Here is a 25925-nt window from a genome sequence, read left to right on the forward strand (position 1 = left end):
CCGCTCCTCCACACCGAGGTTGTGGCGGATTCGTCTCGCACATCCGCGCCACAACCTCGGTCTCGGCGGGCAGCTACCTCCACAGAACCTTCACAAAAGGCTCCAGCGATCACCACAACCGTCAAATAGGCTGTTCATGTGCAAGGCCAGCGAAGAATCTTGGTTGTCGACGACGAGCCAACGATCTGTGCGTCCATTTCCGCGCGGCTGCGCGCCGAGGGGTACGCCGTAGACACCGAGGACAACGGCCTGGACGCGGTGCGGCATTGCCGCGAGAACCCGCCGGACCTGATGGTGCTGGATGTCATGCTGCCCGGGCTCGACGGCCTGGAGGTCTGCCGCCAGGTACAGGCGCACGCCCCGATCCCGGTGCTGATGCTCACCGCGCGCGGCACCGAGACCGACATGCTGGTGGGGCTAGGCGTGGGTGCCGACGACTATCTGCCCAAACCGTTCAGCATGCGGGTGCTGGTGGCGCGGGTGGCCGCGCTGTTGCGCCGCACCGAACGCGTCGCGGCGCCGAGCACCGATGTGCGGATCGGGCAGGTGCGCATCGACGTCTCCGAGCGCCGCGTCTATCACCGCGACGACGAGGTGCACCTGACCCGCACCGAGTTCGATCTGCTGGCCTACCTGGCCGATAACCCGCGAGTGGCGATAAGCCGCGAGCGCCTGCTCGATCAGGTGTGGGGCTGGAGCGAAGGGCTGCCGTCGGGCCAGCGCACCGTCGACAGCCACATCAAGGCATTGCGCCGCAAGCTCGGCCAAGAGCTGATCCGCACCGTGCACGGCATCGGATACGCGCTGGAGGTACCGCGATGAGCCCACTGCTGGAACTGCTGCCGCGCCCGCTGGATCCGTTGCGCTCCTTCAAGTTCAAGACGGCGGTGCTGGTGGGGGTGGCGCTGCTGATCGCCACCTGCCTGCTCTGGATCACCGCCGAATGGAAGCTGCGGTATGCGCTCACGCTGGCGCTGTTCGTGTCCTTCGGGGTGACGTGGTTTCTGGCGCACGGTATGACCTCGCCGCTGCGGGACATGACGGCGGCGGCGCGCTCGATGGCCCAGGGCGACTACTCGCGCCGGATTCGCTCGACCTCACGCGATGAAGTAGGCCAGCTGGCAACGGCTTTCAACCACATGGCCGCCGAGTTGCAGTCCGCCGAGAAGTACCGGCGTGAGTTGGTCGGCAATGTCTCCCACGAGCTGCGCACACCGATCACGGCACTGCAGGCGGTGCTGGAGAACATTGTTGACGGGGTGGCCGAGCCTGACCCGGCGACACTGAAAACCGCACTGGCGCAGACCGAACGGCTGGGCCGGCTCGTGGACGACCTACTTGATCTGTCCAAACTCGAGAACGGATCGGTTCCGGTGCAACGCGAACCGTTCGGGGTGCGTGAGTTCGTCGATGGCGCGGTGGCCGAGGCCAAGACCACTGGACGTCAGGTGCGCTATCACGTGACGGTCGAGCCATTCGACTTGCAAGCTGTCGCCGATACCGCCCGCTTGCATCAGGTGGTGGCCAACTTGCTGGACAACGCATCCCGGCACAGCCCGCCCGGGGGACAGGTGTCGGTGTTCGCGCGTACCGAGAACGACGCGCTGCTGCTGGAGGTCGCCGACACCGGGCCCGGTATCGCACCGCACGAAAGATCACGAGTGTTCGAACGATTCACCCACGGGGGATCGCGCGACGGCGGCACCGGTTTGGGGCTTGCCATCGCGCAGTGGGCCGTCGATTTGCATGGCGGCCGCATCGAAATCGTGGACGCGCCCGGCTGCCGGGTGCGGGTCACATTGCCGCAGTACGACAACGAGGAGGGGAATTCATGACCACAGGTTCGATAGTGCCGCCGCCGTATCCGATTCCGGGGGCGCCGGCCGAGGCCGCAGTGCCGCCCGTGCCGCGCCCGCCGGTGCCGATCTTCGGGCCGCCGACGCGGTTTATGACGGCCTGGCCACGGGATATCCGTTCGAAGATGACCCAAGGTGCGCTGCTCGGCGGGGTAGGGGCCGGGCTGGTCGCGGCCCTGTGCTGGCGCTCCTCGCTTCCGGGCTTGGGCTGGACGCTGACCGCGTTCGCGGTGGCGCTCGCCGCCTTCGCGACGCAGAAGGTGCAGTGGACGCCGACGCGCATCGGCGCCCTGGTGCTGGCGCTGTGTCTGGCGGTGGTGCCGACCGTGCGGGACGCGGAATGGCTTGTTGCCCTGAGTGTCCTGACCTCGCTGGCGCTTTTCGTCTACGCGCTGGCACCGGCGCGGACGTGGACAGGCTTGATCTACGGGCAGTTCGTGATGCTGAGGACGCCGTTCCGGGTGGCGGGGTGGATGCGCCGCGGCAGCCGCACGATGTCACGCGGCCGCAAGATCAACCCGGACCGGGCGGCCATCGTCGTGCTGATCACGCTCGGCCTGGTGGCGGCATTCGGGGCGCTGCTGGCCGACGCCGATGCGCGATTCAGAGCGCTGATCAGCGGGGTACTGCCGTTCGTGTCCTTCGGGGAGGTGATCGGGCGGGTCATCGTCGGCGTGCTGGTAGGCGCCTTCGCCTTGGCCGCCATCTACGTGCTGTCCGTGCCGCCGAGCTTTGATCGGTTGGCGCCGACGGAGCCCAAGAAGCTGCCGCGCTGGGAGTGGAGCCTGCCGTTGGCCGCGCTGAATCTGCTGTTCATCGCCTTTGTGGGCGTGCAGATCTCGGTGCTGTTCGGGGGAGATGAGCACGTGCAGGTCACTGAGGGGTTGACCTACGCGGAGTATGCGCGCCAGGGCTTTTGGCAGCTGCTGTTCGTCACCATCTTGGTGATGGGAGTGATCGCGGTGGCGATCCGCGTCGCGGGGCGCGAGGATGCGCGTGACCGGCTGTTCCTGCGGGTGCTGATCGGTGGGCTGTGCCTGACCACGCTGGTGATCGTGGCCTCGGCCATTCACCGGATGTCGTTGTACGAGAAGGCGTACGGGTTTAGCGTGGAGCGGCTGCTGGTGCGCTGGATCGAGCTGGGCATGGCCATCGTGTTGGTGCTGATCCTGGTGGCGGGGATTCGGATGAGTGCGCGGTGGCTGCCCACCGCCGTGGTGGCGGTCGGCTCGTTCGGGATGCTCGGGTTGGCCATCTTCAACCCAGAAAGCTATATCGCGCAGCGCAACGTCGAATTCTTCCAGCAGACCGGCAAGATCGATCAGTGGTACATGGGGAGCTTGTCGTCGGATGCATTCGCGGCGACGAAGTCGCTGCCCGACGACGTGCGGGACTGTGTACAGGGCAAGATTGCGTATCACCTGCGGGAGACAGCGCCCTGGTACGAGTACAACATGAGCCGGGCGAAGGTTCGGGCCGCTGAGGTCAAGGCAGCGTCGTGCAACGTGGATCGCGGCGGTAGGTGACCTGGCTTTCAGGGGTGTGGCGGGGGATCGGCTAGAGTCGTGACCTGCTAGGGGCGGTAGCTCAGTTGGTTAGAGCCGTGGACTCATAATCCATTGGTCGCGGGTTCGAGCCCCGCCCGCCCTACAAGGAAGCCATTTTGAGTTGGCTGCGCTTATGAATTCTGCCGATTTACTCAGCGGGATAGGCCCTCGGTGATAAGTCAGCTGCTGGAGTCGAGGAGTGTCTGGCCCAGAAGGTCAAACTGGCCAACTTGGCGGTCTAATACGCTAAGCTGTCGCGAAATTGGCCCAGGAGCGTTGTCTTAGTTGCCGTTGGGGGTGTAGCTATGAAGAGTGCAGGTTGCGTGAGGCGGCCCCCGCTAGTCAGTGGCAGGCTTCAGCGAGGATGACAGGGCCAGCACTTATCGATTTTCGTATACACGCTATTCGGACCGGTAGTGACGAGGCTGGCCGCGTCGACTTCCATCGAATGCTTTCTGCGTTGGTGGGTGTAACCCATCCGACCGCTACCGATGTGAGAGCCGATCCAGGTGATTGGGGGATTGACGTCTTTGTTGGAAGTCTAGTAGATAAAGTGATGATTTGGCAGTCAAAGTATTTCTACACAGAGATTGGCGATTCTCAGAAGGCGCAAATTCGAAAGTCGTTTAAATCAGCAATGGATAACGCGACCAGGTATGGCTACACCGTAGAGGCCTGGACGTTGTGTGTCGCATGCGAGCTGAGCGCTCCCGAGCGCCGCTGGTGGGATAGTAAGGTCAGGGAATGGAAGAAGGCTCACCCGACGGTAAGTGTAGATCTTTGGGATGCGCCTCGGTTGCGTCGAATGTTAATGTCTCCAGACGTCAAGCCTATCTGGAATGAATTTTATGGAGCTTCGTCAATTCGGGTAGATAAGTGCGCTGCGAATAGCGGTTTGAGTGATATTCCAGTGTCAATGGAAGATACGCCAGATTATGAAGGCACACTATTTGTGAAACAGATGGTTGTAGCGGGAATCCAGGCGTCGGACGCGCAGAAGGCATCGTATTTCAATGCGGATCTACTTACACGTGATATTGCCGCGAGATCAGTATCGGAGGAAGTGGCAGCGATACGCGAGGTAGATATCTCTCTGCTGGCTAAGTGGGAGGACGCAGTGGCTGATCCAGCTACGGCTCCGAATAGTGATGACTACCAAGCTTCCGCGCGTCGACTATTCTCGACAGTTATGAATCGGACTTCAGAAGTCCAAGCCCCGGCGGTGTTGCCACTCCGGCATCTACATATACGCGGACTTATGCATAAGATCGTAGATGAAACTCGCGCTGGGTGGGTCCACGATTGGAAAGTTGTAGCCGCCGAACACGATGAGCGGTCAGCATCCAACCCAAGTAATTCACAGCTTCGGGACGAGGTCCAGGAAATCGTATGAGCAATTCGCAGAATCCATACGGAGTGGGTGAAGGGCGAGCGGTCGGCATCGGCGAGTACATCGCTCCTGAAGACTTTCCAGTGTTTCGCCTAACGCAATTGATGATCTTGCTGCAAGAGGTCGCGCCGGTGGGTGCGAAGGCTATTGAATTGGAGAGACTTGGTTATTATGACTTCTTTGCGGCAAACCCATTTGCGATCTTTGGAACCGACGACGAGTTGCAACATGCTCAGCTCCATCAGGCATCTTTCGATGAGCGACAGCTGTCCTATGCATCAACCGGATCGCGGTTCGCGAATCGGAGGAAACGCCTACAACACGATGTGGCGGTGTTGGTTGCGTACCGCCTAGCTCAGATGCGCCATGGAGGCTACGAAATAACCTCTATGGGTCAGGATTTTGTCGAATCGCTGACCGCACTGTACGTGGACCAGTATCGGCAGTCGGTGCGCGTAGTGCACAGTCGGCTCCGATTGCTATCGGACAATCAGCTTAGTCAGGCAGCTCGAGGATGGCTCAAGACCCCGTCACTGCTTCTTGACTTATACGGCTCAGTAAATTCCACCTACACAGAGACCTTGATGCGGGGAGGGCTGTGAGTTCTGTCAGCCAAGATATGCAGCCGGTTGCAAATGGGGGAATTCGTATCCGCCGGTTGCGGCTGGTCGGTGCGACTCGCAATTACGAAACAGATTTTCGGTCGGAGAGTGGAGTCTGCAGGCCGTGCAGCATAATTGCTGGCCGTACAAACACTGGCAAGACTAGCGTCTTGCGCTTTATCTCTTATGCGCTGGGTGGGTCAAGCTATCCTTCCTCGCAAGAGGTGCTGAGGCAAGTTCGTTCAGTTCTGTTGGAGATCCAAACTGCTGATGGCCTGTTTACAATTGAGCGCGCGTTGAATGGGCAGCGTACTCAAGTTTATCCTTCTGACTTGGACAACATCGATCAAATCTCCGCAACCACATACGTGATTGAGCCTACAAGTGATTCACAAAGCCTGTCGCAATTTCTACTAGCCACTGTGAATCTTCAGGACGTAAATCTCAAGGAGGCTCCAACGCAAGAGGAGTCGTCGACTGACCGTCTTAGCTTCCGTGATTTGATGTGGCTATGTTTGTTCTTGAATGAACGCATTGGTAGCCAACAACTCTTAAACTCGGGAAATATACAAAAAGCTATCAAACTCAGGCAGGTCGTCGATGCGGTCTTTGGTGTCCATGACAATGAAGAGGCTGATTTGGCAAGGCGTATTAGGGATGCGCAGTCTGCCTTGGATCAACAGCGTCGATCGTTAGAACAACTTCAAGAATTTGTTGCAAAGCAAGAACCTAAGTCGCATGCACGCCTGGAAATTGAAGCGACTGAGTTGACTGGCCAATTGGCCACCGTACGACATCGCCTACAAGAGTTGAGAGTCAGAGAGTCTGCTGCTTCTGAATTTGCGGCCGAGCTTCGTAGTCATCATGCGGCTTTGTCGACTGCTGCCAGTCGCTCGTCTGCGAAAGTTCGCGACCGGGTTTCGCTACTCAATCGTTTTGGCAGTTTGAGGGCGCAGTATGCAGACGATGTCAGAAAGCTAACTCTGCTTGTGGAAGCGGAAGGCGGCTTTAATCAGCTATCTGTTGAAGTATGCCCGGCATGTCTAAATACGCTTGAGGTTCCTCCGGCATTGGAGAATGGGCGCTGCACTCTCTGTAATCACAACGTTCAGTCGAATCATGATAGTTCCGCCATGTTCAATGCTGATTCGAAAGTCAGCGCTCAACGCGAACTGCGCGCTGCGAAAAGGCGTTACCGCGAACTTGACGATTTTTGGTTACGGCTTGGAGAGGAGCTAGATGGCCTTCGGTCGCAAGCAGATGAAGATGCTCACGCCGAAGCGGAAGTGGGTGTCAGGCTTGACGAAGCGACAAGGTCGGCTGTGACGCCATTCCTGGGAGAGCGGAATGAGCTGCAGGCTCAGCAGCAGAATCTCCTAGTACGAATTAATGAAATTGGTAATGGCTTGAGGCTTCGAAAAGGCCTTGAGGCGAAGGCGGTAGATGTTGATCGTGCCGAGAAAAATCTAGGCTTGTTACGACAACAACGGAGAGATAGGCAACAACGTCCAGACAGAGAGTCAATTCTACATCGGCTATCCGAGCGTTTTAGAGATATTTTGTATGAGATCGAGTACCCCAAGATTAAAGAGGATGGAATACTCCCCCCCCACCTTGATAAGAACCTTGTTCCGTACGTACGTAATGAGCATTTTCGAGAAGCCAGTAGTGGCGGCCAAGTCTTGATATCCCTCGCGTGGGCGCTTGCGATCTTTGAAGTTGCCTATGAAGGCAATGACGCTCACCCGGGCTTTTTGATGATAGACACGCCACAGAAAAATTTGGGTGGGGCCGCGGACGATACAGAGTTCGCCGACATTCGGTTGGTTGAGCGTTTCTATCGGCACATCGACAGCTGGTTGTCGGCTGCGGGCGCGGGTGCTCAGCTGATCTTTGTCGATAACACACCACCTGATCTTGCAGTCAAGCACATCGTAATTCGCTATACGCGAGACCCTGCAGTCCCTCCCTTTGGGCTGATAGACAACGAAACCGGGGTGGGCGATGACTTGGTATCGGCAGCTGAAGAGGCTGACGGTGATGACTTCGATGTGCAGCCTGCTTCAGAGATCTAGGTGCAAGCATGAGTCAAATTAGGCGAGACGTGGGTGCTGTCGAGGGCTGTTGACGGACGCTTGGGAGCAGCCATGATGGGATCGCCAGTCTCCGGACTCAACGGCAAGATCGCCCTGGGCGTAAGGGATTCCGAGCCTGACTGGGCTACCTACGCGGCACCCGCAGCCACTTAACATTCTGTATCTCGTCGGGATGACGCCAGCATCGCAACCTGGGACTGCTTCGGCGGTCTGGTGGAGATGCCCGCCATGAGTCGTATCGCTGAGCGAGGCGTCCGTTTCTCGCAATTTCACGCCACCGTGCTCTGTTCGCCCATCCGCGCCTCGCTGCTCACCCGTCGCAACGCGCCCATCGTAGGCATGGCGGTAAAGCGATGGAATGTCTTGCCCGCCATGTTGAGTACGCCCGCATACACAATCCGATGACCAGCGGGAGGCTCAAAGCCTTACGCGATCATAGGGTCGATCGCGGACCGCGGCACCAGCACCTGCAACGCCCCGTATGAGTCGGGCAGTATCGCGCCCTGGTCAAAGAAGAACATCACCCCGTCGTTGAGCACCGCGAAATTCTGATAGTTCGAAGGGTTGTACAGCGACGCGGGCGAGAACGGCAGCGGCGGCGGGGGAGGTGGCGTCGTAGTGGAAGTCGTAGCCGACGTGGTGGTAGTCGGCTGCCCCGAGGTCGTCGTCGGCGTGGGAGTCGCCACCGGCGGCGGGGCCAGCTGCTGCTGCAGCTGAGCCTGGACAATCGGTGCGACGGTCTTCAGCGGATCGTCGACCCGCCACAGCGGAGCACTTTCCTTGTCGTCCTGCGCCACCGTGTAGAGAATCGGCTTCCGATAGCTCTGATCCCAGTTGTACGCCTTGAACGTTGTCGTCGTACTCCCGGTGTTTTGGTACACCTTGAACACCACGGTCTGCGTGCCGCGCGGGGGAATCGCTGAGGTGTATGCCGTCGGCTTGATGCTCAGCTGATACGGCGTGCTGCGGGCGGTGTTGGACTTGGCCGTGTTGAGGAACGCGTCGCGCGTCTTGGCGACATATTCGGCGATCGGCTTCTGCTCCGGGTAGTTCAGCGGAATGGTGATGTCGACGCTGTACCCGGGGTCTGAGAGGCGGATCTCACACGTGGTGCCGGTGTTATTGCCCTTGAGGTCGGCGCAGTAGTCGTGCGGCGCGGCCCCCGCTACGCCAGAAAAACCGAAGATGGCGGCAGCCGTGGCCAGTACGGACACGCTTACCGAGCGTATGGATAAGTAGGGCACGCCTGCACTCTAACTTCGCAAGGTGAACCAAGTGCCCGGACCGCAGAACTGAGCGACCGAACCGACCTGCACCTTTGAAGCTCCTGATAATCAGGTGGAAGCCCTCTCCGCAGCCCCGTCACCCCGTTACGATCACTGCGTCCTTGGATCTTGAACCCCTACGAGGGAGTAGCCATGACGGGATCACCCGAATCCGGATTCAACGGCAAAATCGCCCTGGATATAAGGGATTCCGAACCGGACTGGACCCCGTACGCCGCACCCACCGCGCCCGAGGGCGCACCCAACGTCCTGTACCTCGTCTGGGATGACACCGGCATCGCCACCTGGGATTGCTTCGGCGGACTGGTGCAGATGCCTGCCATGAGCCGCATCGCCGAGCGCGGCGTGCGCCTCTCGCAGTTTCACACCACCGCGCTGTGCTCGCCGACCCGCGCATCGTTGCTCACCGGCCGCAACGCCACCACTGTCGGCATGGCCACCATCGAGGAATTCACCGACGGCTTCCCGAACTGCAGCGGCCGCATCCCCTTCGACACCGCGCTGCTCTCCGAGGTGCTCGCCGAGAAGGGCTGGAACACCTACTGCGTCGGCAAATGGCACCTGACTCCGTTGGAAGAGTCGAATCTTGCCGCCACCAAACGGCATTGGCCGCTCTCGCGAGGCTTCGAGCGCTTCTACGGATTCATGGGCGGCGAGACCGACCAGTGGTACCCGGACCTGGTTTACGACAACCACCCCGTCGAGCCGCCCGCCACCCCCGAAGAGGGTTATCACCTGTCCAAGGACATCGCCGACAAGACCATCGAATTCATCCGCGACGCCAAGGTGATCGCCCCCGACAAGCCGTGGTTCTCCTACGTCTGCCCGGGTGCCGGCCACGCTCCGCACCACGTCTTCAAGGAATGGGCCGACAAGTACGCCGGCACGTTCGACATGGGCTATGAGCTGTACCGCGAGATCGTGCTGGAGAACCAGAAGAAGCTCGGCATCGTTCCGCCGGACACCGAATTGTCGCCCGTCAACCCATATCTGGACGTCAAGGGACCCAACGGCGAACCCTGGCCGCTACAGGACACCGTGCGCCCGTGGGACTCGCTCAACGACGAAGAGAAGCGCCTCTTCTCCCGCATGGCCGAAGTCTTCGCCGGATTCCTGAGCTACACCGACGACCAGATCGGCCGAGTCTTGGACTACCTCGACGAATCGGGCCAACTCGACAACACCATCATCGTGGTGATCTCCGATAACGGGGCCAGCGGCGAAGGCGGACCCAACGGATCGGTCAACGAGGTCAAGTTCTTCAACGGCTACATCGACACCGTCGAGGAGAGCCTGCGCTTCTACGACAACCTCGGCGGCACCGACACCTACAACCACTACCCAATCGGGTGGGCGATGGCGTTCAACACCCCGTACAAGCTCTACAAGCGCTACGCCTCGCATGAGGGCGGCATCGCCGATACTGCAATCATTAGCTGGCCCAAGGGGATCGCCGCACACGGTGAGGTCCGCGACGCCTACGTGAACGTCAGCGATATCACCCCGACCATCTACGAGCTGCTGGGCATCACCCCGCCCGACACGGTGAAGGGCATCGCTCAGAAACCGCTCGATGGCATCAGTTTCACAGCGGCGCTGAAAGATGCAAACGCTGACACCGGTAAGGACACTCAGTTCTATACGATGCTCGGCACCCGCGGCATCTGGCACAAGGGCTGGTTCGCCAACACCGTGCACGCCGCCACACCCTCGGGCTGGTCGCACTTCGACAAGGACCGCTGGGAGCTGTTTCACATCGAGTCCGACCGCAGCCAATGCCACGACCTCGCCGACGCTCACCCGGACAAACTCGAAGAGCTCAAACAACTCTGGTTTGACGAGGCCGCCAAGTACAACGGTCTACCCCTGGCCGACCTGAACATCCTGGAAACCCTGACCCGATGGCGGCCCTACCTGGCGGGGGAGCGGACCTCGTTCACGTACTACCCGAACACCGCTGAGGTCGGACTCGGTGCCGCGGTGGAGATTCGGGGACAGTCGTTTTCAGTGCTCGCCGAGGTAGCGATCGACACCGCCGATGCCGAGGGCGTGATCTTCAAGCAGGGCGGCGCCCACGGCGGCAATGTGCTGTTTATCCAGGACGGACGGCTGCACTACATCTACAACTTCATGGGGGAGAAGGAGCAGAAGGTGTCCTCGCCGGGCACGGTGCCGTTGGGCGCCCATGTGCTGGGAGCCCGCTTCGCCAAGACCGGCACGGTCGCGGGCAGCCACACCCCGCTCGGCGACGTGACGCTGTTCATCGACGAAGAAGCCGTCGGTTCACTCGCCGGAGTTGAAATCCACCCGGGCACATTCGGTCTCGCGGGTGCCAGCCTGTCGGTCGGGCGCAACAGCGGATCGGCGGTGTCCTCGGATTACCAGGTGCCGTACGCCTTCACCGGCGGCACTATCGCGCAGGTGGTCGTCGACATCTCGGGGGAGCCGTACGAAAACCTGGAGAAGAAGCTCGCGATCGCCTTCGCCAAGGACTGAGCCAAAGATTAGGCGGGCCACTCGGTGAGCTGTTCCCACTCACCGAACGGCGGCTTCTTCGCGGACTCGATCACGATCTGCGCGGTCACCGCCGAGCCGGGGTGGTACTCGTCGATCGCGAATCCGCCCTGCCGGTTCTCGGGTGTGGCGCCGTCCCAGATGTAGATCGGGCCGGGTGCCTCGGCGGCGGCCTCGGCGACTTCCTGACCGCACTCGGCCACAGGCTCGTCACGACCAACACCGGTGTGCTTGCCATCGATACGCCGCCAGATGCTCACGAATCGGATGCTACGCGCCACCGCGCGCTCTGGGCAGCCACAACTTGACGATGCGGTGAACTCACAGAACGAGTAGGTGTCTACTTGCGCCATCGCGGCGACACTGTGTCACCGTGGACTGGTGATGAAAAAGTTTGGCGTATTGGTGGTTGCCGCCGCGCTGCTGCTCGTGACCGCACCGCTGGCGTCCGCGTGGGGTCCGCAGGGGCACAGCATTGTGGGGGCTGTCGCCGATGCGCAGCTCACACCCGCCGCCCGCGCCGAGGTCTCGCGCCTGCTGGCCGGACAAGCTACCCCGACGCTCGCGGGCGTGGCCAACTGGGCCGACCAGGTGCGCCCCAGCCGACCGAACACCGCCCCCTGGCACTACGCCGATATCGCCGAGAACAATTGCCAATACGTGCCCGCGATCAATGGCGACAACGGCAACAACGTCATCGAGGCCATCCGCAACCAGGCGGCGATCCTGGGCGACACCTCCAAAACGGATGCCGAACGTCAGGAGGCGCTGAAGTTCGTGGTGCATTTCGTCGGCGATATCCACCAGCCGATGCATGACGCTTACGCCCGCGACCGCGGCGGCAACGACATTCCGCTGACCTACAACGGCCGCTCTACCAACCTGCATTCGGTGTGGGACAGCGGATTACTGAACACCCGCGGCCTCAACGACACCCAGTACACCCTGGTGGTTCAGGCCCTGCCCGCACCCGATCTCGGCAGCACCGATCCCGTCGACTGGGCGCAGGACACCTGCCACATCGCCGTGGGCGCGTACCCGAACACCTCGACCATCGGCACCGATTACACCAACCAGTACCGCCCGATCGCCGAGGCGCAGCTGCGCCTGGCCGGTGATCGCCTGGCCCGCTTGATCAACGAGACGCTGAGCTAGAGCGCCTACAGGTACTTTGCGAAGAACTCGGCGAGTTTCTCGACGGCGGGGCCCACATACTGCGGCCTGTCGTACAGGTCGATATGCGTGGCGCCGTCGATCAGGTAGAGCTCCTTCGGCTCAGCCGCCTTGGCGATGGCCTGTTCACTGAAGTACAGCGTGTCCGCTTCGGTGCCTGCGATCATCAACAGTGGGCGAGGAGAAATGAGATCGACGTGGTCGTACGAGGAGTACGCCGCGATCGGAACGATGCTGGACGCCACATACCAATTCGGAGAGTTCGGATGCTGGGCCCGGGGGGTGCGGTAGTAGTTGGTTCCTTCTGCGAACAACGAGGGGGTGTCGGCAGTGATTTCGTCTGGTTCGGGAACCACATGTGCGAGTGCCGGCTTGGCGCCTTGGGCCTGGGCGGTGCGATCGACGGCCGCCGCGGAAAGCGCTTGCTGGAGCTGTTCCACGCTCTGTCCACCGCCGAGCCCGTCGCGGTATAGCGATCCGATGTCGGCAGCGCTGATAGTCCCGATAGCCTTGATCCGCTGATCGGTGGCGGCGGCGTTGGGGACATAGCCGCCGGATGCGCAAATACCCAGAGCGCCAATCCGATCAGGGTCCACCCGCGCCACGGTGGTCAAGAACGAGACCGCCGAACGAATGTCCTCGACCCGCGTGGACGGATCTTCCAGGAAACGTGGCTCGCCCTCGCTCTCGCCTTGATAGCTCGCGTCGAATGTCAACGCCACGAAACCCTTTGCGGCCAATTCCTGTGCGTAGAGGCCGGCTGTTTGTTCCTTCACTCCGCCGAACGGGTGGCTAACCACGACCGCAGGCAGGCCGTCTTCCGTGGATTCGGGATAGTACAAATTCCCTGCCAGTTGTAGGCCTTTGCTGGTGAACCGGACACTCTCGGGCATTGTTGGCCTCTTCTGCTCGTGCGGAATTGCGACCGACCATCAACTAGCCGCTATCGACTCATCCTGGTTGAGATTTCGTGGCGCGGCTAGGTCCTGTCCCTAGGTACTTTTTACCTACCCGGACCGAACTGGCGAATGCGATTCGGATGGCATGCTCTGCCCATGGCAGATATCTCCGAGGCCCGTATCGAACTGGGACCGTTTTTGCGGGCACGCCGCGCGGAGCTGACTCGCGATCAAGTCGGGCTACCCCCAGTAGCGGGGATAAGGCGAGTCAGCGGCTTGCGGCGCGAGGAGGTCGCACAGCTCGCGGGGATCAGCGCCGACTACTACGCACGCTTGGAGCAGGGGCGGCTTTCCAGCGTCTCCGAATACACGTTGGCCGCAGTATGTGAAGCGTTACGGCTCAACGCTGATCAGGAAACCTACGTTCGTACGCTGGCTCGAAAGCCGGCGATCCCCATGTCGAATGGCGATATGACGGTCGATGCTTCAACCCGCAACCTCTTAGCGCACCTCAGTGATGTGCCGGTACTGGCGCTCGGCCCTTACCTGGACATTCTGGGTTGGAACACCCTTGCGTCCGCGTTGTTCCTGGACTTCGCGCAGGTTCCACGTGAGCACCGAAACCTGGTCTGGCTGGCATTCTTGGACGCGCGGGTTCGCGCGATGTATCTCGATTGGGAATCAGTGGGCCGTACGTGTGTGGCTTATCTGCGTATGGACGCGGCGCGTAACCCGCACAGCCCCCGCCTGGCTGAACTAGTGGGGGAGCTCTCCGCACGCGACCGAGACTTTCACCTCTGGTGGACATCGCAGACGGTGGCGCACCACAACACCTCCGGCCGTAAGCGTTACCGGCACCCCGTTGCCGGGGAATTCACCCTGGATTCGCAGATCTACCAACGTGCTGAGACCCACGAAACAACGTTGGTGTTTCTGGTGCCAACCCAGAACGCGCAATCACGTCATGCCTTTAGTGCCCTGGCACGCATTGCGGCCAGTCTCCCGGAGTCGGCAGCTCCGCTCGGTGACTACCAGACCCGCACGTAGTCCACGAGCATCTCCGCCGGGTAGGAACCACCCGACGGATCGCCACCACCGGAACCGGCAACCGCCAGATTCAGCATCGGCTGCAGGGTGTAGCCCGGGTCGTTAAACGGCCAATCATCAAGGGAATTGGCGTCGACCGTCAGGTACGGCTCCATGCCGTCGTGGTAGTCCATCCAGAAGTACAGCCCGGCATCGGTCCAGGTGCAGCGCCAGGTGTGCCAGTTGTTGTCCACCGGCATCGGCAGCGTCTCGAACGAGGTGCCGTCCAGGCGCGCGTGGATCGTGGTGCCCGAGGGCCAGTCACGGTTGCCGTACCACTCCACAAGGTCGATCTCGCCGCCCCGCTCGGGGTTGTCGTTCAGCAGCCACCATGCCGGCCACGCGCCGTCAGTCAGGCAGTTGAACTTGATGCGCGCCTCGAAGGTGTGACCGACGCTGCCGCGGAAGGTGCCGTGCAGCTTGCCGCTGAAGTACTTGTTGCCTTCCTTCGTCGCGCGGATCACCAGGTTGGATTTCCCGTCGAGGAAGATGTTGGTGCGGCTGTCGCGGTACTCGCCCATGTTCTCGGGGCGGTCCCAGAACACCGGGTTCTTGATCTTCTCGCGGAACTTCGCGGCCACCCACTTGGAACCATCGGGGGCCGAACCGGCAGGACCGTCGAACTCGTCGCGGAAGACAAAGCCACTGGACTGGGCATCGGGCGGCGCCGCCGGGCTACGTCCCGGGTCGGCCTGAGCCGTCGGGAGGGGCAGGGCGGCTGCGGCGATGCCGAAGCCCATGGTCAGTATCAACTTACGGCGATCCATTTCGGGCACCCCGAAACGATAATGGTTGAAACCCGCCGATGAACGCAGCCCCGCCTATTTTGGCTGCTAGTGGCGCGGAAGCATCCTCGCGAGTAGTCCGTCCCGCAACCCGATCGTGTGAAACAGCACGGCGCTGACGTGGGCAACTATGCAGGCGAGCAACGCGTAGGCCACCCACGCATGCGCTTCGCGCAGCACGCCGTACCACCCGATGCTGGTCGGCACGATCGACGGAAAATGCAGTCCGGCGATCGTCACCGGAACCCCAGACGCCGACACCAGCGCCCATCCGATCACCGGTTGCGCCAGGAACAGCGTGTACATCGCGAGCTCGGAACCTGCTGCGATGAACCGTTCCGGCTGTGCCAGGGACAACGGCGGCGGCTTGTGCCAAATCCGGTTCCCGACGCGCAGCACCGCGAGCACCAACACCACCACGCCGACGGCTTTGTGCCAGGCCAGCACCATCGGATAGTCGCCCAGCGATCCGACCAGCAGGGCGCCCAGCACCAACATCGTGATGATCGAAACCGCCATCAGCCAATGCAGAAGCTGCGCCGCCAATCCGAAACGCTCGACACCCGTGGACTCAGTCATCACATGTCCTGCCCGAACTGCTCCACCGGCGCCGGAGTCTCCCGCGCGCGGCGCCGGAACGACTCCGCATAGACGGCTGCACGCGCGGTAAGGATCGGATCATCGGATATCTCAATTCCGTTGGGCAACAACGTCGGATCGAAGTTGGTATCCCGAATGCGTTCCTGCTCTTGGAGGATCGCGTGTCCCAGCACCAGCGTCCCGACGTCGATCTGCTCACGGTCGGGTGGCCACGGCAGCGTCGGATCATGCGTTGGATCCACACCGGGCATACCGACCTGCAGCACCAACCGGTACCGCAGCTCACCGCGACGCACCCGGTTGGCCAGCGCCTCGAACATCCAATTGGGCCCGTTCTTCACCGGGGCGCCGGACTCGTCACCGTCGGGAATCACCCGCCACCGCACCGGAGTCCGGGCACCGTCCTTGGTGACGAAAATGAACGTGTTGAGGCTGTTGTAGGTGGCGGTCTCAAAAGACAACGCCTTGGGCGCCGCCTCGATCAGCTTCTGAGCGGCCGCGGCCGGCGGGTTATCCCGCAGAAATGCCGCCGCAGCGTCCTTGCCCGAACTCCGGGCCGTCAGCAGCCCGTAGAACATCTCGGGCGTCGGCGCCATGAACACCGGCGCGGCCGCCATCGCGGTGCGCCACTGCTCACCGCCGGGAAGCGAAAACTCCAGGGCCAGCGCCTGTCCAGACCCAGTGTCCGGCTGATGCGGGTTCTGCCCGCCCACCGAGAACCGTCCGACGACGGGATGCACACCCTCGACGAACACCGACGCCGACGAGACCTCCGCGCCCGCGCCGTTGCTTTCGAAACGGCCCGACACCGCAAGAGCTTTGGCGTGATTACGCCGATACCCGACGAACTTTCCGCCGGTCGCCTCGAACAGGTCGATAAAGGAGCGCCCGGTCAGCCGCAGCCCGCCGCGACCCTCCAGAGCCAGGAAGCCACCCAGTCCCGTCACGGTGACGGCGCCGGCGGCAACCAGACCTAAGAACATGCGCCGGTCCAGCTTGGGTGCGACCACGAAACGAGCCTAATACGCGAATCTGAGAGCACACCGAGGACAATGAAACGATGATGAAGCGTCTCATCCTCGGTCTCGGATACGCCGCCCTCGGTCTCGGGTGCGCTCTGGGCCAGGTCGCGCCTGCCAGCGCCGACCCCGATATCCCACCCGTAAGTGACGCCGCGCGCGCCGCCGGACTGCTGGACGTGCGCAGCGTCGTTCCCGACGCGATCATCGATTTGCGCTATGCCACCACCAACAACTTCACCGGTGTACAGCTGTACCCGGCCAACGCGCGCTGTCTGGTGCACGAGTCGATGGCTCCCGGCCTCAAGACCGCCGCCGACACCCTGCGCGCCAACGGCGAGCGGCTGGTCTTCTGGGACTGTTACCGCCCGCATGAGGTGCAGGTTCGCATGTTCCAGGTGGTGCCCAACCCGAACTGGGTCGCCAAACCCGGCCAGTACGCCCGCAGCCACGAGGCCGGACGTTCGGTGGATGTCACCCTGGCCAACGCGCGCGGCTTGGTTGATATGGGTACCGGATTCGATGATTTCTCGCCGCGTTCCCTGGCCTACGCCACCGACGGGGTGAGCGCCGATCAGCAGGCCAACCGCGCCCGCCTGCGCGGCGCCATGCAGGCGGGCGGCCTGCAGGTGTACTCGGGGGAGTGGTGGCACTTCGACGGGCCCGGCGCCGGTGAGGGACGCCCCTTCCTCAACGCTCCCGTCAACTGACCACACGGTTGTTCCACTACTCGGGAGAAATTGAGTAGTCCAGTACCCGGTGCGACACCGCTCTACCGGAGTAATTTCCCTTTCGGATCGAACGATCCCGCTGGGAGGTTGCCATGCCTGCATCGCCGATTCCGCTCGCGGTGCTCGTGGGTTCCCTTCTGGTCGCCTGCGGCGGCGCCGGTGAGACCGCCACCCGCACCGTGACGCAGACCGTCACCGATCAGACGACAATCACCCACGAGGGCGGGGGTTCGCACGAAAGTACCGGCGGCGGTGGGTCGTCCACCTCCGGCAAGACACCCAAGGACGACGGACTCGCGTGGGTGCCCTACGGGCCCAAGGACCCGGCCTTCCCGACACCGGGCTGGGATGTCTACGTCTACTTCCTCAAGCACGACTGCGACAGCCTCAAGAACGTGCAGAAACCCGAAGGCAACCTCTACGAGGCGGCGGTGGGGGTATGCCGGGCCGCGGTGAACGGCGAAGAGAGCCAATGGGACGTCGCGGCCACGGCCTTCGCGGCGCGCGGTACGGGTGTCGAGATCGGCCCGGCCCAATGTGTCGACGACACCATCGCGGCCATGGTCAGCAAGCTCCTTGCCTGGCATGAGGCGAACCCGGGCCGCCAGCCCGAGCTGACGTACCCGCAGACCGACGGCCGGACGGCATGTTCGAAGGACAACAACAGCTTCGTGCCCCCGGACGAGACCGATTCCTCCACAACCAGTTCCACGACATCGAGCACCACGTCATCGAGCACGACGTCAGCCACGACCACCTCGAGTACGACAACCACCACCGCACCGACGCGGTGAGGTCAGTGCGAGAACTGCCAGTGCACTGAATCGTCCTCGTCCAGCACGATGATGCTGCCGTTCTGGACGGTCCACCCCTCGGTCATCAGGAACAACCGCCCCCCGGACTCGGCGAGCAGCCGTAATCCCGTGGTTCGGTATAGCGTTTTGGGCCCGGTGGTGATCTCCTCGGTGCGCACCACGGGCGAATCGATACCCAGTGGGCTCTCGCTGACCGCCGTCGCCCGGGGCAGCGACGACACCGACGCTTCGTAGCGCTGCGCGTACCCCCGCCCGACGATGTCGGCGTATCCCTGCACGGCCCAGAACATCGCTGCCGCAATCACAATGCCGACGAGCACGGCCTCCAGCACATCTGGGGGACGGGCAATGGCATTGCGGGGGCGCGCACGTTCCTGGCCCCGGCGGCTCAAATGTCTGCCGTACACCGCCAGCGCCGTGCCGATCGCGATCATGAGCGGCCACACCACCGTCCCGGGTTCCCAGGAGCGCGTAAATGCGGGCAGCACCACGCCCAGGATGGCGATGCCCAGCCCGCCAAGCATGGTCACCCGGCAGATCACCCGGATCGTGTCGGTCATGCCGTCGCGCTCGATCTTGTCGGTCACCGCGCGATGCGCTGCCAGCCAGACGATTCCGATGACCGCCGATGCCAGGATGGGCAGATACAGGGTGCTGATGCTGCGCAGCACGTAGTCCTGGGTGGTGAAGCGGAACAGGCTCACCTCGATGCCCATCCACCGGGACTGCGCATCGCTGCGTGCCCAACCGAAATACAGCAGCAGCGCGGTGATCATCGTCAACGGTGTTCCCACCGTGGTGATCACGGCGATCACGGGGCGAAGGATCGACACCGTATCCGGCGAGTCCTCAGCGGCCGGGGCATCAACTTTTCCCGGCGCATCGTCAGGTTGACGCGCTGGCTCCTCCGACGCTGCATCGGCCGGCATGGCAGCATGCTACGCGCGACGCCCTGACCTGGGAGGAAAATTCCCTTGCCTCCCAAGCCTGCTGCGCCTAACCTGGCTGGCGTCCTCGTCCCCGACGAAAGGTACGACATGGATCTGTGAGGTCTGGCATTACGCCGACGCGCCATCGCGCGATTTCGGCGACCCCACCTCACAGGAAGTCCCCTCCATGTCTGCTGTCATCTCCTCGAACGCTCTCACCTACACACATTCCGACGGTTCCGTCGTTCTCGACGGACTCGACATGCTGGTTCCGGCGGGCCGCTCCGGGCTGGTCGGAGTCAACGGCTCCGGCAAGTCCACACTGCTCAAGCTCATCGCGGGAGAGTTGTCGCCGACCTCGGGGATGGTGCACACCTCGGGTCATATCGGTTACCTGCCACAGGATCTCACCATCCGCACCGACCAGTCGGTACCCGACCTGCTGGGTCTGACACCGGTGCTGACGGCCATCGCGTCCATCGAGAACGGGTCCACCGACCAGGCCGACTTCGACACCGTCGGCGACGACTGGGACCTGGCCGAGCGGGTGCGCGCCGAGCTGGACCGGCTCGGATTACCTGCGGCGGTGCTGGACCGCACGCTCGGAGATCTGTCCGGTGGTGAGGTGATCCGGCTCGGTTTGGCCCGGCTGCTGTTGCAACGCCCCGATGTGCTGCTGCTCGACGAGCCGACCAACAACCTCGACGGCGAATCCCGTCGGCACCTGTACGAACTGGTCTCGTCCTGGCAGCGCACGCTGCTGGTGGTCAGCCACGACCGTGAACTGCTGGAGCATGTGGAGCGCATCGGCGATCTGCGCGAGGGCGCCGTCACCTGGTACGGCGGTGGCTACAGCGACTACGCGGCCGCGATCATGGCCGAACAGGAGGCTGCCGCGCAGGCAATCTCGACGGCCAAGGCCGATGTGCGCCGCGAGCGCCGTGACCTGGCCGAGGCCGAACGGGTGATCGCACAGCGGCGTCGCTACGGCGCCAAGATGCAGGCCAACAAGCGCGAACCCAAGATCGTGATGGGGCTGCGCAAGCGGGCCGCGCAGGAATCGGCGGCAGCACTCAAACAAACCCAGACCGACCGGCTGGACAAGGCCCGCGAGACGCTCGATGAGGCGCAGACCCGGCTGCGTGCCGACCGGTCCATCCGTATCGACCTGCCGGGCACCGAGGTTCCCGCCGGGCGCGTGGTCCTGAGCACCGAGAACCTGGTGCTGCGCCATGGGGTGGCCGCACATCTGAATCTTCGTGGGCCCCAGCGGGTGGGGTTGGTGGGGCTCAACGGTTCGGGAAAGAGCACGCTGCTGCACACCATTGCGGGAGCCATCCCGGCCGCCGAAGGCACTGTGACGGTGCATGTTCCGTTGGGACTGCTTCCGCAGCGCCTTGACCTGCTCGACGATGCGCTCAGTGTCGCCGACAACGTGGCGCGCCGTGCCCCGCATGCCGACATGAATGCTGTTCGCGCGCGGCTGGCGCGATTTCTCTTCCGCGGCAATGCCGCCGACAGGCTGGTCGGTGCGCTGTCCGGTGGTGAACGGTTCCGGGCGACGCTGGCGGCGGTGCTGCTGGCAGACCCCGCGCCGCAGCTGCTGCTCCTCGACGAGCCCACCAATAACCTGGACTTCGCCTCCTACGACGCCCTGGTGTCGGGGCTGGGGGAGTACCGGGGAGCCCTGGTGGTGGCCAGCCACGACCTTGGATTCCTTGACGACATCGGTGCCGTGCAGACGGACTGGAGGACGGAACCGGAAATCGGGTAGTGCGGTACGCACGTCCGGAGGGCTACGTCACACGCACGCTGAGCTCGTCATGTTCCAGAACCGCGCACCCGCGGCCATGTCAAGGAGACTCACGATGTGTTTCATTATCCCCCAAGATGTCCTGCTGCGATTGGCCGACGATGACAGCGTCGCCGACGATTCGCGCACGGCCCTGGCCGCCACGGCCGCATCCGAAACGGCCTGGCGCACATTGCGCGACGCGCACACCGAAGCCACCCGGGCCGGGCTGCTGGCCCGCGCCGATGCGTTCGTCGCCGTAGCCAAGGCACTGGCCACCGCGCCCGGCACCCCGGTGTTCGACTGCAAGCACACCACCTCGCTGCCCGGTATCACGATCGCGAATCCGGGCACCTCCACCGACACCTCCGCCAAGCATGCGTTCACCGAAACCGCTGCGGTCGCAAAGTTTTACAAGGACTGCTTCGGGCGCAACTCCGTGGACGACGAAGGCATGACCCTGGTGTCCTCTGTGCACTACAGCGTGAACTACTCCAACGCTTTCTGGAACGGCTCGCAGATGACCTACGGCGACGGGGACGGTGAGATCTTCGTCGACTTCACCGGATCCAACGACGTGATCGGCCACGAGCTGACGCATGGCGTCACCCAGTACACGGCGGGCCTGCTCTACAAGAACGAAGCCGGTGGCCTCAACGAGAGCATGTCGGATGTGTTCGGATCGATGTTCCGGCAGTGGAGCGCCGGACAAACGGTCGACCAAGCCGACTGGTTGATCGGCAAGGACATCCTGGGTCCGCGGGCCATTGCCAAGGGCTACACCTGCCTGCGCGACATGTCCGATCCGGGCGCCCGGCACTGCCTGGCACCGCAGCCGTCGCACTACCGCGACTACGTGCCCGGCAGCGACCCGCATGAGAGCAGCGGCATCCCCAACTACGCCTTCTATCTTGCGGCGACCAAGCACGGCGGCTACTCCTGGCAGGGCGTGGGCACCGTCTGGTACGAGGCTCTGACCAGCCCGAAAGCCCGTCCCAACATGAAGATGAAGGCCTTTGCGAACCTGACGCGTGAGATCTCCGCCGCCAATGCAGCCGCCGAATCGGTGCATAAGGCGATTGACGACGCGTGGACCGCGGTCGGGCTGTAGCGTCGCCGTCATGGTGGAGTACCTCATCGACAGACGGGGCGGATTCACCGGGCTTCCGGCCAGCGGTACGTGTACTGACCAGAGCTTGGACCCCGAGGCGCGACGTGCATTGGATGGACTGTTGGACAGTCCCGGGTCGCTTCCGGGCGACCCGGGTGCCGACCGCTTCACCTACACGGTGACCCGGGTCAGCGGGTCTGATCGGACCACGCGGGCTATCCCGGAAAGTCTGCTGCCCGACGCCGTTCGGCAGGTCGTCAAAGAGCGAATCTAACGGACGGCTGACGCGGCGGGACCTGACAGTTCACCGCTCGCGCTGAGCGGGCATCCGCATTGCCGGGTAGGCTGATTCGCAATGTGCAACCGTTTCATCATCCCCCCGGCCGTACTGACGCGACTGGCTGAGGATGGTGATATCGCCGAAGACTCGCGGGTCGCGCTGCTGGACACCGCGGCATCCGAATTGTCTTGGCGTACCTTGCGTAATGCGCACACGCGAGCCACCCGGACGGCAAGCGGCAATACCATCAGCGCCGCCATCACGGCGCTGGCCAAGGTCCCCGAAACGCCGGTGTTCGATTGCCGGCAGACCACCTCGTTGCCGGGTGTCGCCGTGGCCGATCCGGCCACATCCAAGGACGCCACCGTCCAGCGGGCGTTCACCGAGACGGCTGACGTCGTGCGGTTCTACCGGGAGTGCTTCGGGCGCAACTCCGTTGACAACGCCGGTATGACGCTGATCTCGTCGGTCCACTACGGCGTCAAGTACGCCAACGCGTTCTGGAACGGTTCGCAGATGGCCTACGGCGACGGTGACGGTCAGCTGTTTCTGGACTTCACTAAGGCCAACGATGTGATCGGTCATGAACTCACACATGGGGTTACCCAATTCACCGCGGGTCTGAACTACGAGAACGAGGCCGGGGCCTTGAACGAGAGTGTCTCGGATGTCTTCGGTTCGATGTTCCGGCAGTGGCAAGCAGGTCAGAGCGCGGATAAGGCCGACTGGTTGATCGGCAAGGACATCCTGGGTCCGCGGGCCCTCGCCAAGGGCTACACCTGCCTGCGGGATCTCGCCGATCCCGCTGCCGAGCACTGCCTTTCGCCGCAACCGGCTCACTATCGCGACTATGTGCCCGGCAGTGATCCGCATGACGGCAGCGGCATCCCCAACCACGCGTTCTATCTGGCGGCGACCAAACACGGCGCCAAATCCTGGGAGGCGGTGGGGACGGTCTGGTATGAGGCGCTGACCAGCCCGAAGGCCCGCAAGAACATGACGTTCAAGGCTTTCGCCAAACTCACCCGGCAGATCGCGACGGCCCGCCCCGGTGCTGACTCACCCGCGAGCGCAGTTGACGAGGCCTGGACCGAGGTCGGGCTTTAGTCGCCCACATCCCAGTAGTTGGGGCAGGACACGTCGACATACACCGTCGTGTTGGCTTTCACCTGCGTGCCCGAGCGGTCGGGGTTGTTGATCCCGTTGACGGTGCAGTACACCAGCGGGGTCAAGGTGTTGCCGTTCACCCAGTTGATCTGGACCTCGTACCCCTGACTTTCCAGCGCCGAGATGGTTTCGCTGGCCGAGCCGGATCCGGCCACCGGCCAGTTGGGGTCCGCGGCCGCTATCGGCGCAAGTGACAGCGCCATCACCGCCGACATCACCACTGCTGCGAACCGCATGACGAACCTCCTCCACCATGTTAGCTCGCTCGGCTGAGGCAAGATGGGACCTCACATCCCATGAAGGAGAGACCGATGACGTTCTCGTCCGAGCACGACGATTTCCGCAGTACCGTCCGCCGGTACATCGAAGAGAAGATCAACCCCCACGTCGACGAGTGGGAACGCGAGCAGATGATGCCGCTGCACGACGTGATCGCCGATATGGCCAAACTGGGGCTGGTCGGCCTCGAGTACGACCCCGAATACGGTGGACAGGGCGCCGATCACCTCTTCACGCTGGTGCTGGCCGAGGAACTGGGCCGGGTGGATCACGGCTCTTTCCCGATGGCCTTCGGAGTGCACATTGCGATGGCGACGCCCTCGCTGCACAAGCACGGCACCGATGAGCTCAAGCGCGAATTCCTGGCACCGGCGCTGCAAGGCGAGCAGATCGCCGCGATCGCGGTGACCGAGCCCGACGCCGGATCCGATGTGGCCGGCATCAAGACCCACGCCCGCCGCGACGGCGACGACTGGGTGATCAATGGCTCAAAGATGTTCATCACCAACTCGGTTCAGGCCGACTGGCTGTGCGTGCTGGCCCGCACCTCCGATGAGGGCGGATACGCGGGGATGAGCCAGATCATCGTCCCCACCAAGACGCCCGGGTACCAGGTGCGCAAGCTCGACAAACTGGGCATGCACGCCTCCGACACCGGTCTGATCACCTTCGACGACGTGCGGGTGCCGGTGTCCAACACCATCGGCGAGATCGGCCGCGGGTTCCAGCAGCAGATGTCGCAGTTCGTCATGGAGCGCATGTTCGGTGCCTACGGCATACCCGCGAGCGTGAACAGGGCGTTGCAGCGCACCAAGGAATACGCGTTGGCGCGCCACGTGTTTGGCAAGCCACTGACCAAGAATCAGCATCTGGCCTATCAGTACGCGGGGCTGGCCGCGCGGGCCGACATGCTGGAGGTCTACAACCGCGACATCGCCGGCCGGTACATGGCGGGGGAGAACGTGACCCGCAAGGTCACCATCGCCAAGCTCACCGCCGGACCGCTGGTTCGCGAGGCCGGTGACTGGTGCCTGCAGGTGCACGGCGGCATGGGGTACATGACCGAGACGTGGACATCGCGGTTCTTCCGGGATCAGCGTCTGCTCAGTATCGGCGGCGGTGCCGACGAGGTGATGATGCGGGTGCTCTCCCAGATCGACGGATTCTCCTGAGGCTGAGCGGGGAATCGGTCGGAGAAAGGCTTTTCGACGTGCCCACGTCTATGCGACAAACCGGCACCGCCGCGAAAGTTGTCGCATAGACGCGGGCACTAGCGGCATGTCCCGGGAATCCCTGGGCGCCCTCAGACCCGCGCCAGCTCCTGTTCCACCGACGCCACGTCGGAGACGTTCACTCCGATGAGTGTCAGATCGTGCAGGCGCTCGGGCGTGACCTGCGAGGTGGCATCCTCGACGAGCACCGCGCGGTAATCCCGCTCGGAGGCGTCGAACAGCGTGGCGCGCGGGCAGTTCGGCAGATTGCAGCCCGCCACCACGACGGTCGAAACACCCCGGTCACGCAGGTGCTGCTCCAGCTCGGTCCGGTAGAAGGCGCTCCAGCGGGGCTTGAACACAATGTGCTCCGCGGGGCCGACTTCCTGAAACCCGCCTGCCAACAGCAGCTCTGAGTCCAGTTGAGCATCGTGTGGCAGCAGCTCGATGGGGATCTGGGAACCGTCGGTGCCGGGTGCGGCCACCTCGCGGCCGGCGAGAATGTCTGCGCGACGGGGCAGATCGGTGTCGGTGCCGCCCGGTACATAGAGCCGCACCACGTGCACGATCGGCCGACCGGCCTGGCGGAAGGCCGCGATCAGCCGACCGAGCGCGGGAATTCGGTCAGCAGTCCCGGGCACCGCCATGGCGCCGGAGACGAACTCCGTCTGCACATCGATGACCACCAAAGCCGAACTGTCCCACTGGGGAGCGACGAAGCTTGTCACTCCCCAACACTAGATGCCCAATCCGGCAG

The 25925-nt window shown here is 62.9% G+C and carries 25 protein-coding genes, 1 tRNA gene and 1 pseudogene; 18 read left to right on the plus strand and 9 right to left on the minus strand.

Translation table 11 applies throughout. From position 1 onward, the window contains the following. Positions 1–159: 159 nt before the first annotated feature. The 8 genes and pseudogenes from AOT87_RS05320 to AOT87_RS28300 form a co-directional block, all read left to right on the plus strand. The gene (locus AOT87_RS05320; protein ID WP_057968913.1) at positions 160–822 is read left to right on the plus strand and encodes a response regulator transcription factor; all 663 of its coding nucleotides are present in this window, start codon (positions 160–162) and stop codon (positions 820–822) included. Beyond that, positions 819–1835, plus strand: a complete 1017-nt coding sequence (locus tag AOT87_RS05325) for a HAMP domain-containing sensor histidine kinase (protein ID WP_057968907.1) — start codon at positions 819–821, stop codon at positions 1833–1835. Before AOT87_RS05320 ends, AOT87_RS05325 begins: the two co-directional genes overlap by 4 nt. After that, a complete protein-coding gene (locus AOT87_RS05330) occupies positions 1832–3382 on the plus strand; it encodes a DUF4173 domain-containing protein (RefSeq protein WP_057968906.1) in 1551 nt (516 codons plus the stop codon). The genes AOT87_RS05325 and AOT87_RS05330 overlap by 4 nt, the downstream gene beginning before the upstream one ends. Before the next feature lie 50 nt (positions 3383–3432). Further along, positions 3433–3506, plus strand: a tRNA-Ile gene (locus AOT87_RS05335). A gap of 261 nt (positions 3507–3767) precedes the next feature. Beyond that, the gene (locus AOT87_RS28620; protein ID WP_131727343.1) at positions 3768–4796 is read left to right on the plus strand and encodes a hypothetical protein; all 1029 of its coding nucleotides are present in this window, start codon (positions 3768–3770) and stop codon (positions 4794–4796) included. Next, the gene (locus AOT87_RS05340; RefSeq protein ID WP_131727344.1) at positions 4793–5395 is read left to right on the plus strand and encodes an ABC-three component system middle component 2; all 603 of its coding nucleotides are present in this window, start codon (positions 4793–4795) and stop codon (positions 5393–5395) included. The genes AOT87_RS28620 and AOT87_RS05340 overlap by 4 nt, the downstream gene beginning before the upstream one ends. Next, positions 5392–7470, plus strand: coding sequence for an AAA family ATPase (locus tag AOT87_RS27570; RefSeq protein WP_081343184.1), 2079 nt, complete (start codon positions 5392–5394; stop codon positions 7468–7470). Before AOT87_RS05340 ends, AOT87_RS27570 begins: the two co-directional genes overlap by 4 nt. A 75-nt stretch (positions 7471–7545) precedes the next feature. Next, positions 7546–7836 (plus strand): annotated as a pseudogene (locus AOT87_RS28300) (sulfatase-like hydrolase/transferase); the annotation flags it as partial. 80 nt (positions 7837–7916) lie between these two features. Here the strand turns inward: AOT87_RS28300 and AOT87_RS05350 are convergent. Beyond that, complete coding sequence (locus AOT87_RS05350) at positions 7917–8735, minus strand: RsiV family protein (RefSeq protein ID WP_057968492.1); 819 nt, start codon at positions 8733–8735, stop codon at positions 7917–7919. A gap of 174 nt (positions 8736–8909) precedes the next feature. Between AOT87_RS05350 and AOT87_RS05355 the strand changes: the two genes are divergently transcribed. Next, positions 8910–11273 (plus strand): arylsulfatase, encoded by a 2364-nt coding sequence (locus AOT87_RS05355; RefSeq protein ID WP_057968491.1) that lies wholly within the window; start codon positions 8910–8912, stop codon positions 11271–11273. An 8-nt stretch (positions 11274–11281) separates the two neighbouring features. Here AOT87_RS05355 and AOT87_RS05360 read toward each other — a convergent pair whose 3' ends face one another. Continuing rightward, entirely contained in the window at positions 11282–11551 is a 270-nt protein-coding gene (locus tag AOT87_RS05360; RefSeq protein WP_057968497.1) for a hypothetical protein, read from the minus strand. 124 nt (positions 11552–11675) lie between these two features. Here AOT87_RS05360 and AOT87_RS05365 point away from each other — a divergent pair, with 124 nt between their 5' ends. After that, on the plus strand, positions 11676–12446 hold the full coding sequence (locus AOT87_RS05365; RefSeq protein WP_057968490.1) for a S1/P1 nuclease: 771 nt from the start codon (positions 11676–11678) through the stop codon (positions 12444–12446). Positions 12447–12451: 5 nt separating this feature from the next. Here AOT87_RS05365 and AOT87_RS05370 read toward each other — a convergent pair whose 3' ends face one another. Next, on the minus strand, positions 12452–13357 hold the full coding sequence (locus AOT87_RS05370; protein ID WP_057969488.1) for an alpha/beta hydrolase: 906 nt from the start codon (positions 13355–13357) through the stop codon (positions 12452–12454). Between the two features lie 162 nt (positions 13358–13519). Between AOT87_RS05370 and AOT87_RS05375 the strand changes: the two genes are divergently transcribed. After that, on the plus strand, positions 13520–14410 hold the full coding sequence (locus tag AOT87_RS05375) for a helix-turn-helix transcriptional regulator (RefSeq protein WP_165589978.1): 891 nt from the start codon (positions 13520–13522) through the stop codon (positions 14408–14410). Here the strand turns inward: AOT87_RS05375 and AOT87_RS05380 are convergent. The 3 genes from AOT87_RS05380 to AOT87_RS05390 form a co-directional block, all read right to left on the minus strand. Beyond that, positions 14392–15216: a glycoside hydrolase family 16 protein gene (locus AOT87_RS05380; protein ID WP_057968489.1), complete on the minus strand. Its 825-nt coding sequence runs from the start codon at positions 15214–15216 to the stop codon at positions 14392–14394. The two genes, AOT87_RS05375 and AOT87_RS05380, sit on opposite strands and share 19 nt — an antisense overlap. A gap of 66 nt (positions 15217–15282) precedes the next feature. After that, positions 15283–15813 carry a cytochrome b/b6 domain-containing protein gene (locus tag AOT87_RS05385; RefSeq protein ID WP_057968488.1) on the minus strand — a complete coding sequence of 177 codons (531 nt, stop codon included), beginning with the start codon at positions 15811–15813 and terminating at the stop codon, positions 15283–15285. Beyond that, a complete protein-coding gene (locus AOT87_RS05390) occupies positions 15813–16844 on the minus strand; it encodes a catalase family peroxidase (protein WP_057968487.1) in 1032 nt (343 codons plus the stop codon). The genes AOT87_RS05385 and AOT87_RS05390 overlap by 1 nt, the downstream gene beginning before the upstream one ends. Before the next feature lie 50 nt (positions 16845–16894). Here AOT87_RS05390 and AOT87_RS05395 point away from each other — a divergent pair, with 50 nt between their 5' ends. Both AOT87_RS05395 and AOT87_RS05400 read left to right on the plus strand, forming a co-directional pair. Then, on the plus strand, positions 16895–17563 hold the full coding sequence (locus AOT87_RS05395; RefSeq protein WP_109398855.1) for a M15 family metallopeptidase: 669 nt from the start codon (positions 16895–16897) through the stop codon (positions 17561–17563). 113 nt (positions 17564–17676) lie between these two features. Further along, the gene (locus AOT87_RS05400) at positions 17677–18378 is read left to right on the plus strand and encodes a hypothetical protein (protein ID WP_057968486.1); all 702 of its coding nucleotides are present in this window, start codon (positions 17677–17679) and stop codon (positions 18376–18378) included. 2 nt (positions 18379–18380) lie between these two features. On the opposite strand, the gene AOT87_RS05405 is transcribed toward AOT87_RS05400, so the two are convergent. Next, positions 18381–19328: a hypothetical protein gene (locus AOT87_RS05405; protein ID WP_234795817.1), complete on the minus strand. Its 948-nt coding sequence runs from the start codon at positions 19326–19328 to the stop codon at positions 18381–18383. A gap of 187 nt (positions 19329–19515) precedes the next feature. Between AOT87_RS05405 and AOT87_RS05410 the strand changes: the two genes are divergently transcribed. The 4 genes from AOT87_RS05410 to AOT87_RS05425 all read left to right on the plus strand — a co-directional run bounded on the left by AOT87_RS05410 (position 19516) and on the right by AOT87_RS05425 (position 23618). After that, positions 19516–21102, plus strand: a complete 1587-nt coding sequence (locus AOT87_RS05410; protein ID WP_057968484.1) for an ABC-F family ATP-binding cassette domain-containing protein — start codon at positions 19516–19518, stop codon at positions 21100–21102. Positions 21103–21196: 94 nt separating this feature from the next. Then, positions 21197–22231 carry a M4 family metallopeptidase gene (locus AOT87_RS05415; RefSeq protein WP_057968483.1) on the plus strand — a complete coding sequence of 345 codons (1035 nt, stop codon included), beginning with the start codon at positions 21197–21199 and terminating at the stop codon, positions 22229–22231. Between the two features lie 10 nt (positions 22232–22241). Beyond that, positions 22242–22505, plus strand: coding sequence for a protealysin inhibitor emfourin (locus tag AOT87_RS05420; protein WP_030095271.1), 264 nt, complete (start codon positions 22242–22244; stop codon positions 22503–22505). Between the two features lie 81 nt (positions 22506–22586). Then, a complete protein-coding gene (locus AOT87_RS05425) occupies positions 22587–23618 on the plus strand; it encodes a M4 family metallopeptidase (protein ID WP_057968482.1) in 1032 nt (343 codons plus the stop codon). Here AOT87_RS05425 and AOT87_RS05430 read toward each other — a convergent pair. Beyond that, the gene (locus AOT87_RS05430) at positions 23615–23914 is read right to left on the minus strand and encodes a hypothetical protein (protein ID WP_057964063.1); all 300 of its coding nucleotides are present in this window, start codon (positions 23912–23914) and stop codon (positions 23615–23617) included. The genes AOT87_RS05425 and AOT87_RS05430 overlap by 4 nt on opposite strands. A gap of 75 nt (positions 23915–23989) precedes the next feature. On the opposite strand from AOT87_RS05430, the gene AOT87_RS05435 reads away from it, so the two are divergent. Further along, complete coding sequence (locus tag AOT87_RS05435) at positions 23990–25129, plus strand: acyl-CoA dehydrogenase family protein (protein WP_057968481.1); 1140 nt, start codon at positions 23990–23992, stop codon at positions 25127–25129. A 131-nt stretch (positions 25130–25260) separates the two neighbouring features. Here AOT87_RS05435 and AOT87_RS05440 read toward each other — a convergent pair whose 3' ends face one another. Further along, complete coding sequence (locus AOT87_RS05440; RefSeq protein ID WP_057968480.1) at positions 25261–25896, minus strand: isochorismatase family cysteine hydrolase; 636 nt, start codon at positions 25894–25896, stop codon at positions 25261–25263. Between the last annotated feature and the right edge of the window lie 29 nt (positions 25897–25925).

The sequence above is a fragment of the Mycobacteroides sp. H003 genome (genome assembly GCF_001440135.1).
GTDB classification, from domain to species: domain Bacteria; phylum Actinomycetota; class Actinomycetes; order Mycobacteriales; family Mycobacteriaceae; genus Mycobacterium; species Mycobacterium gwanakae.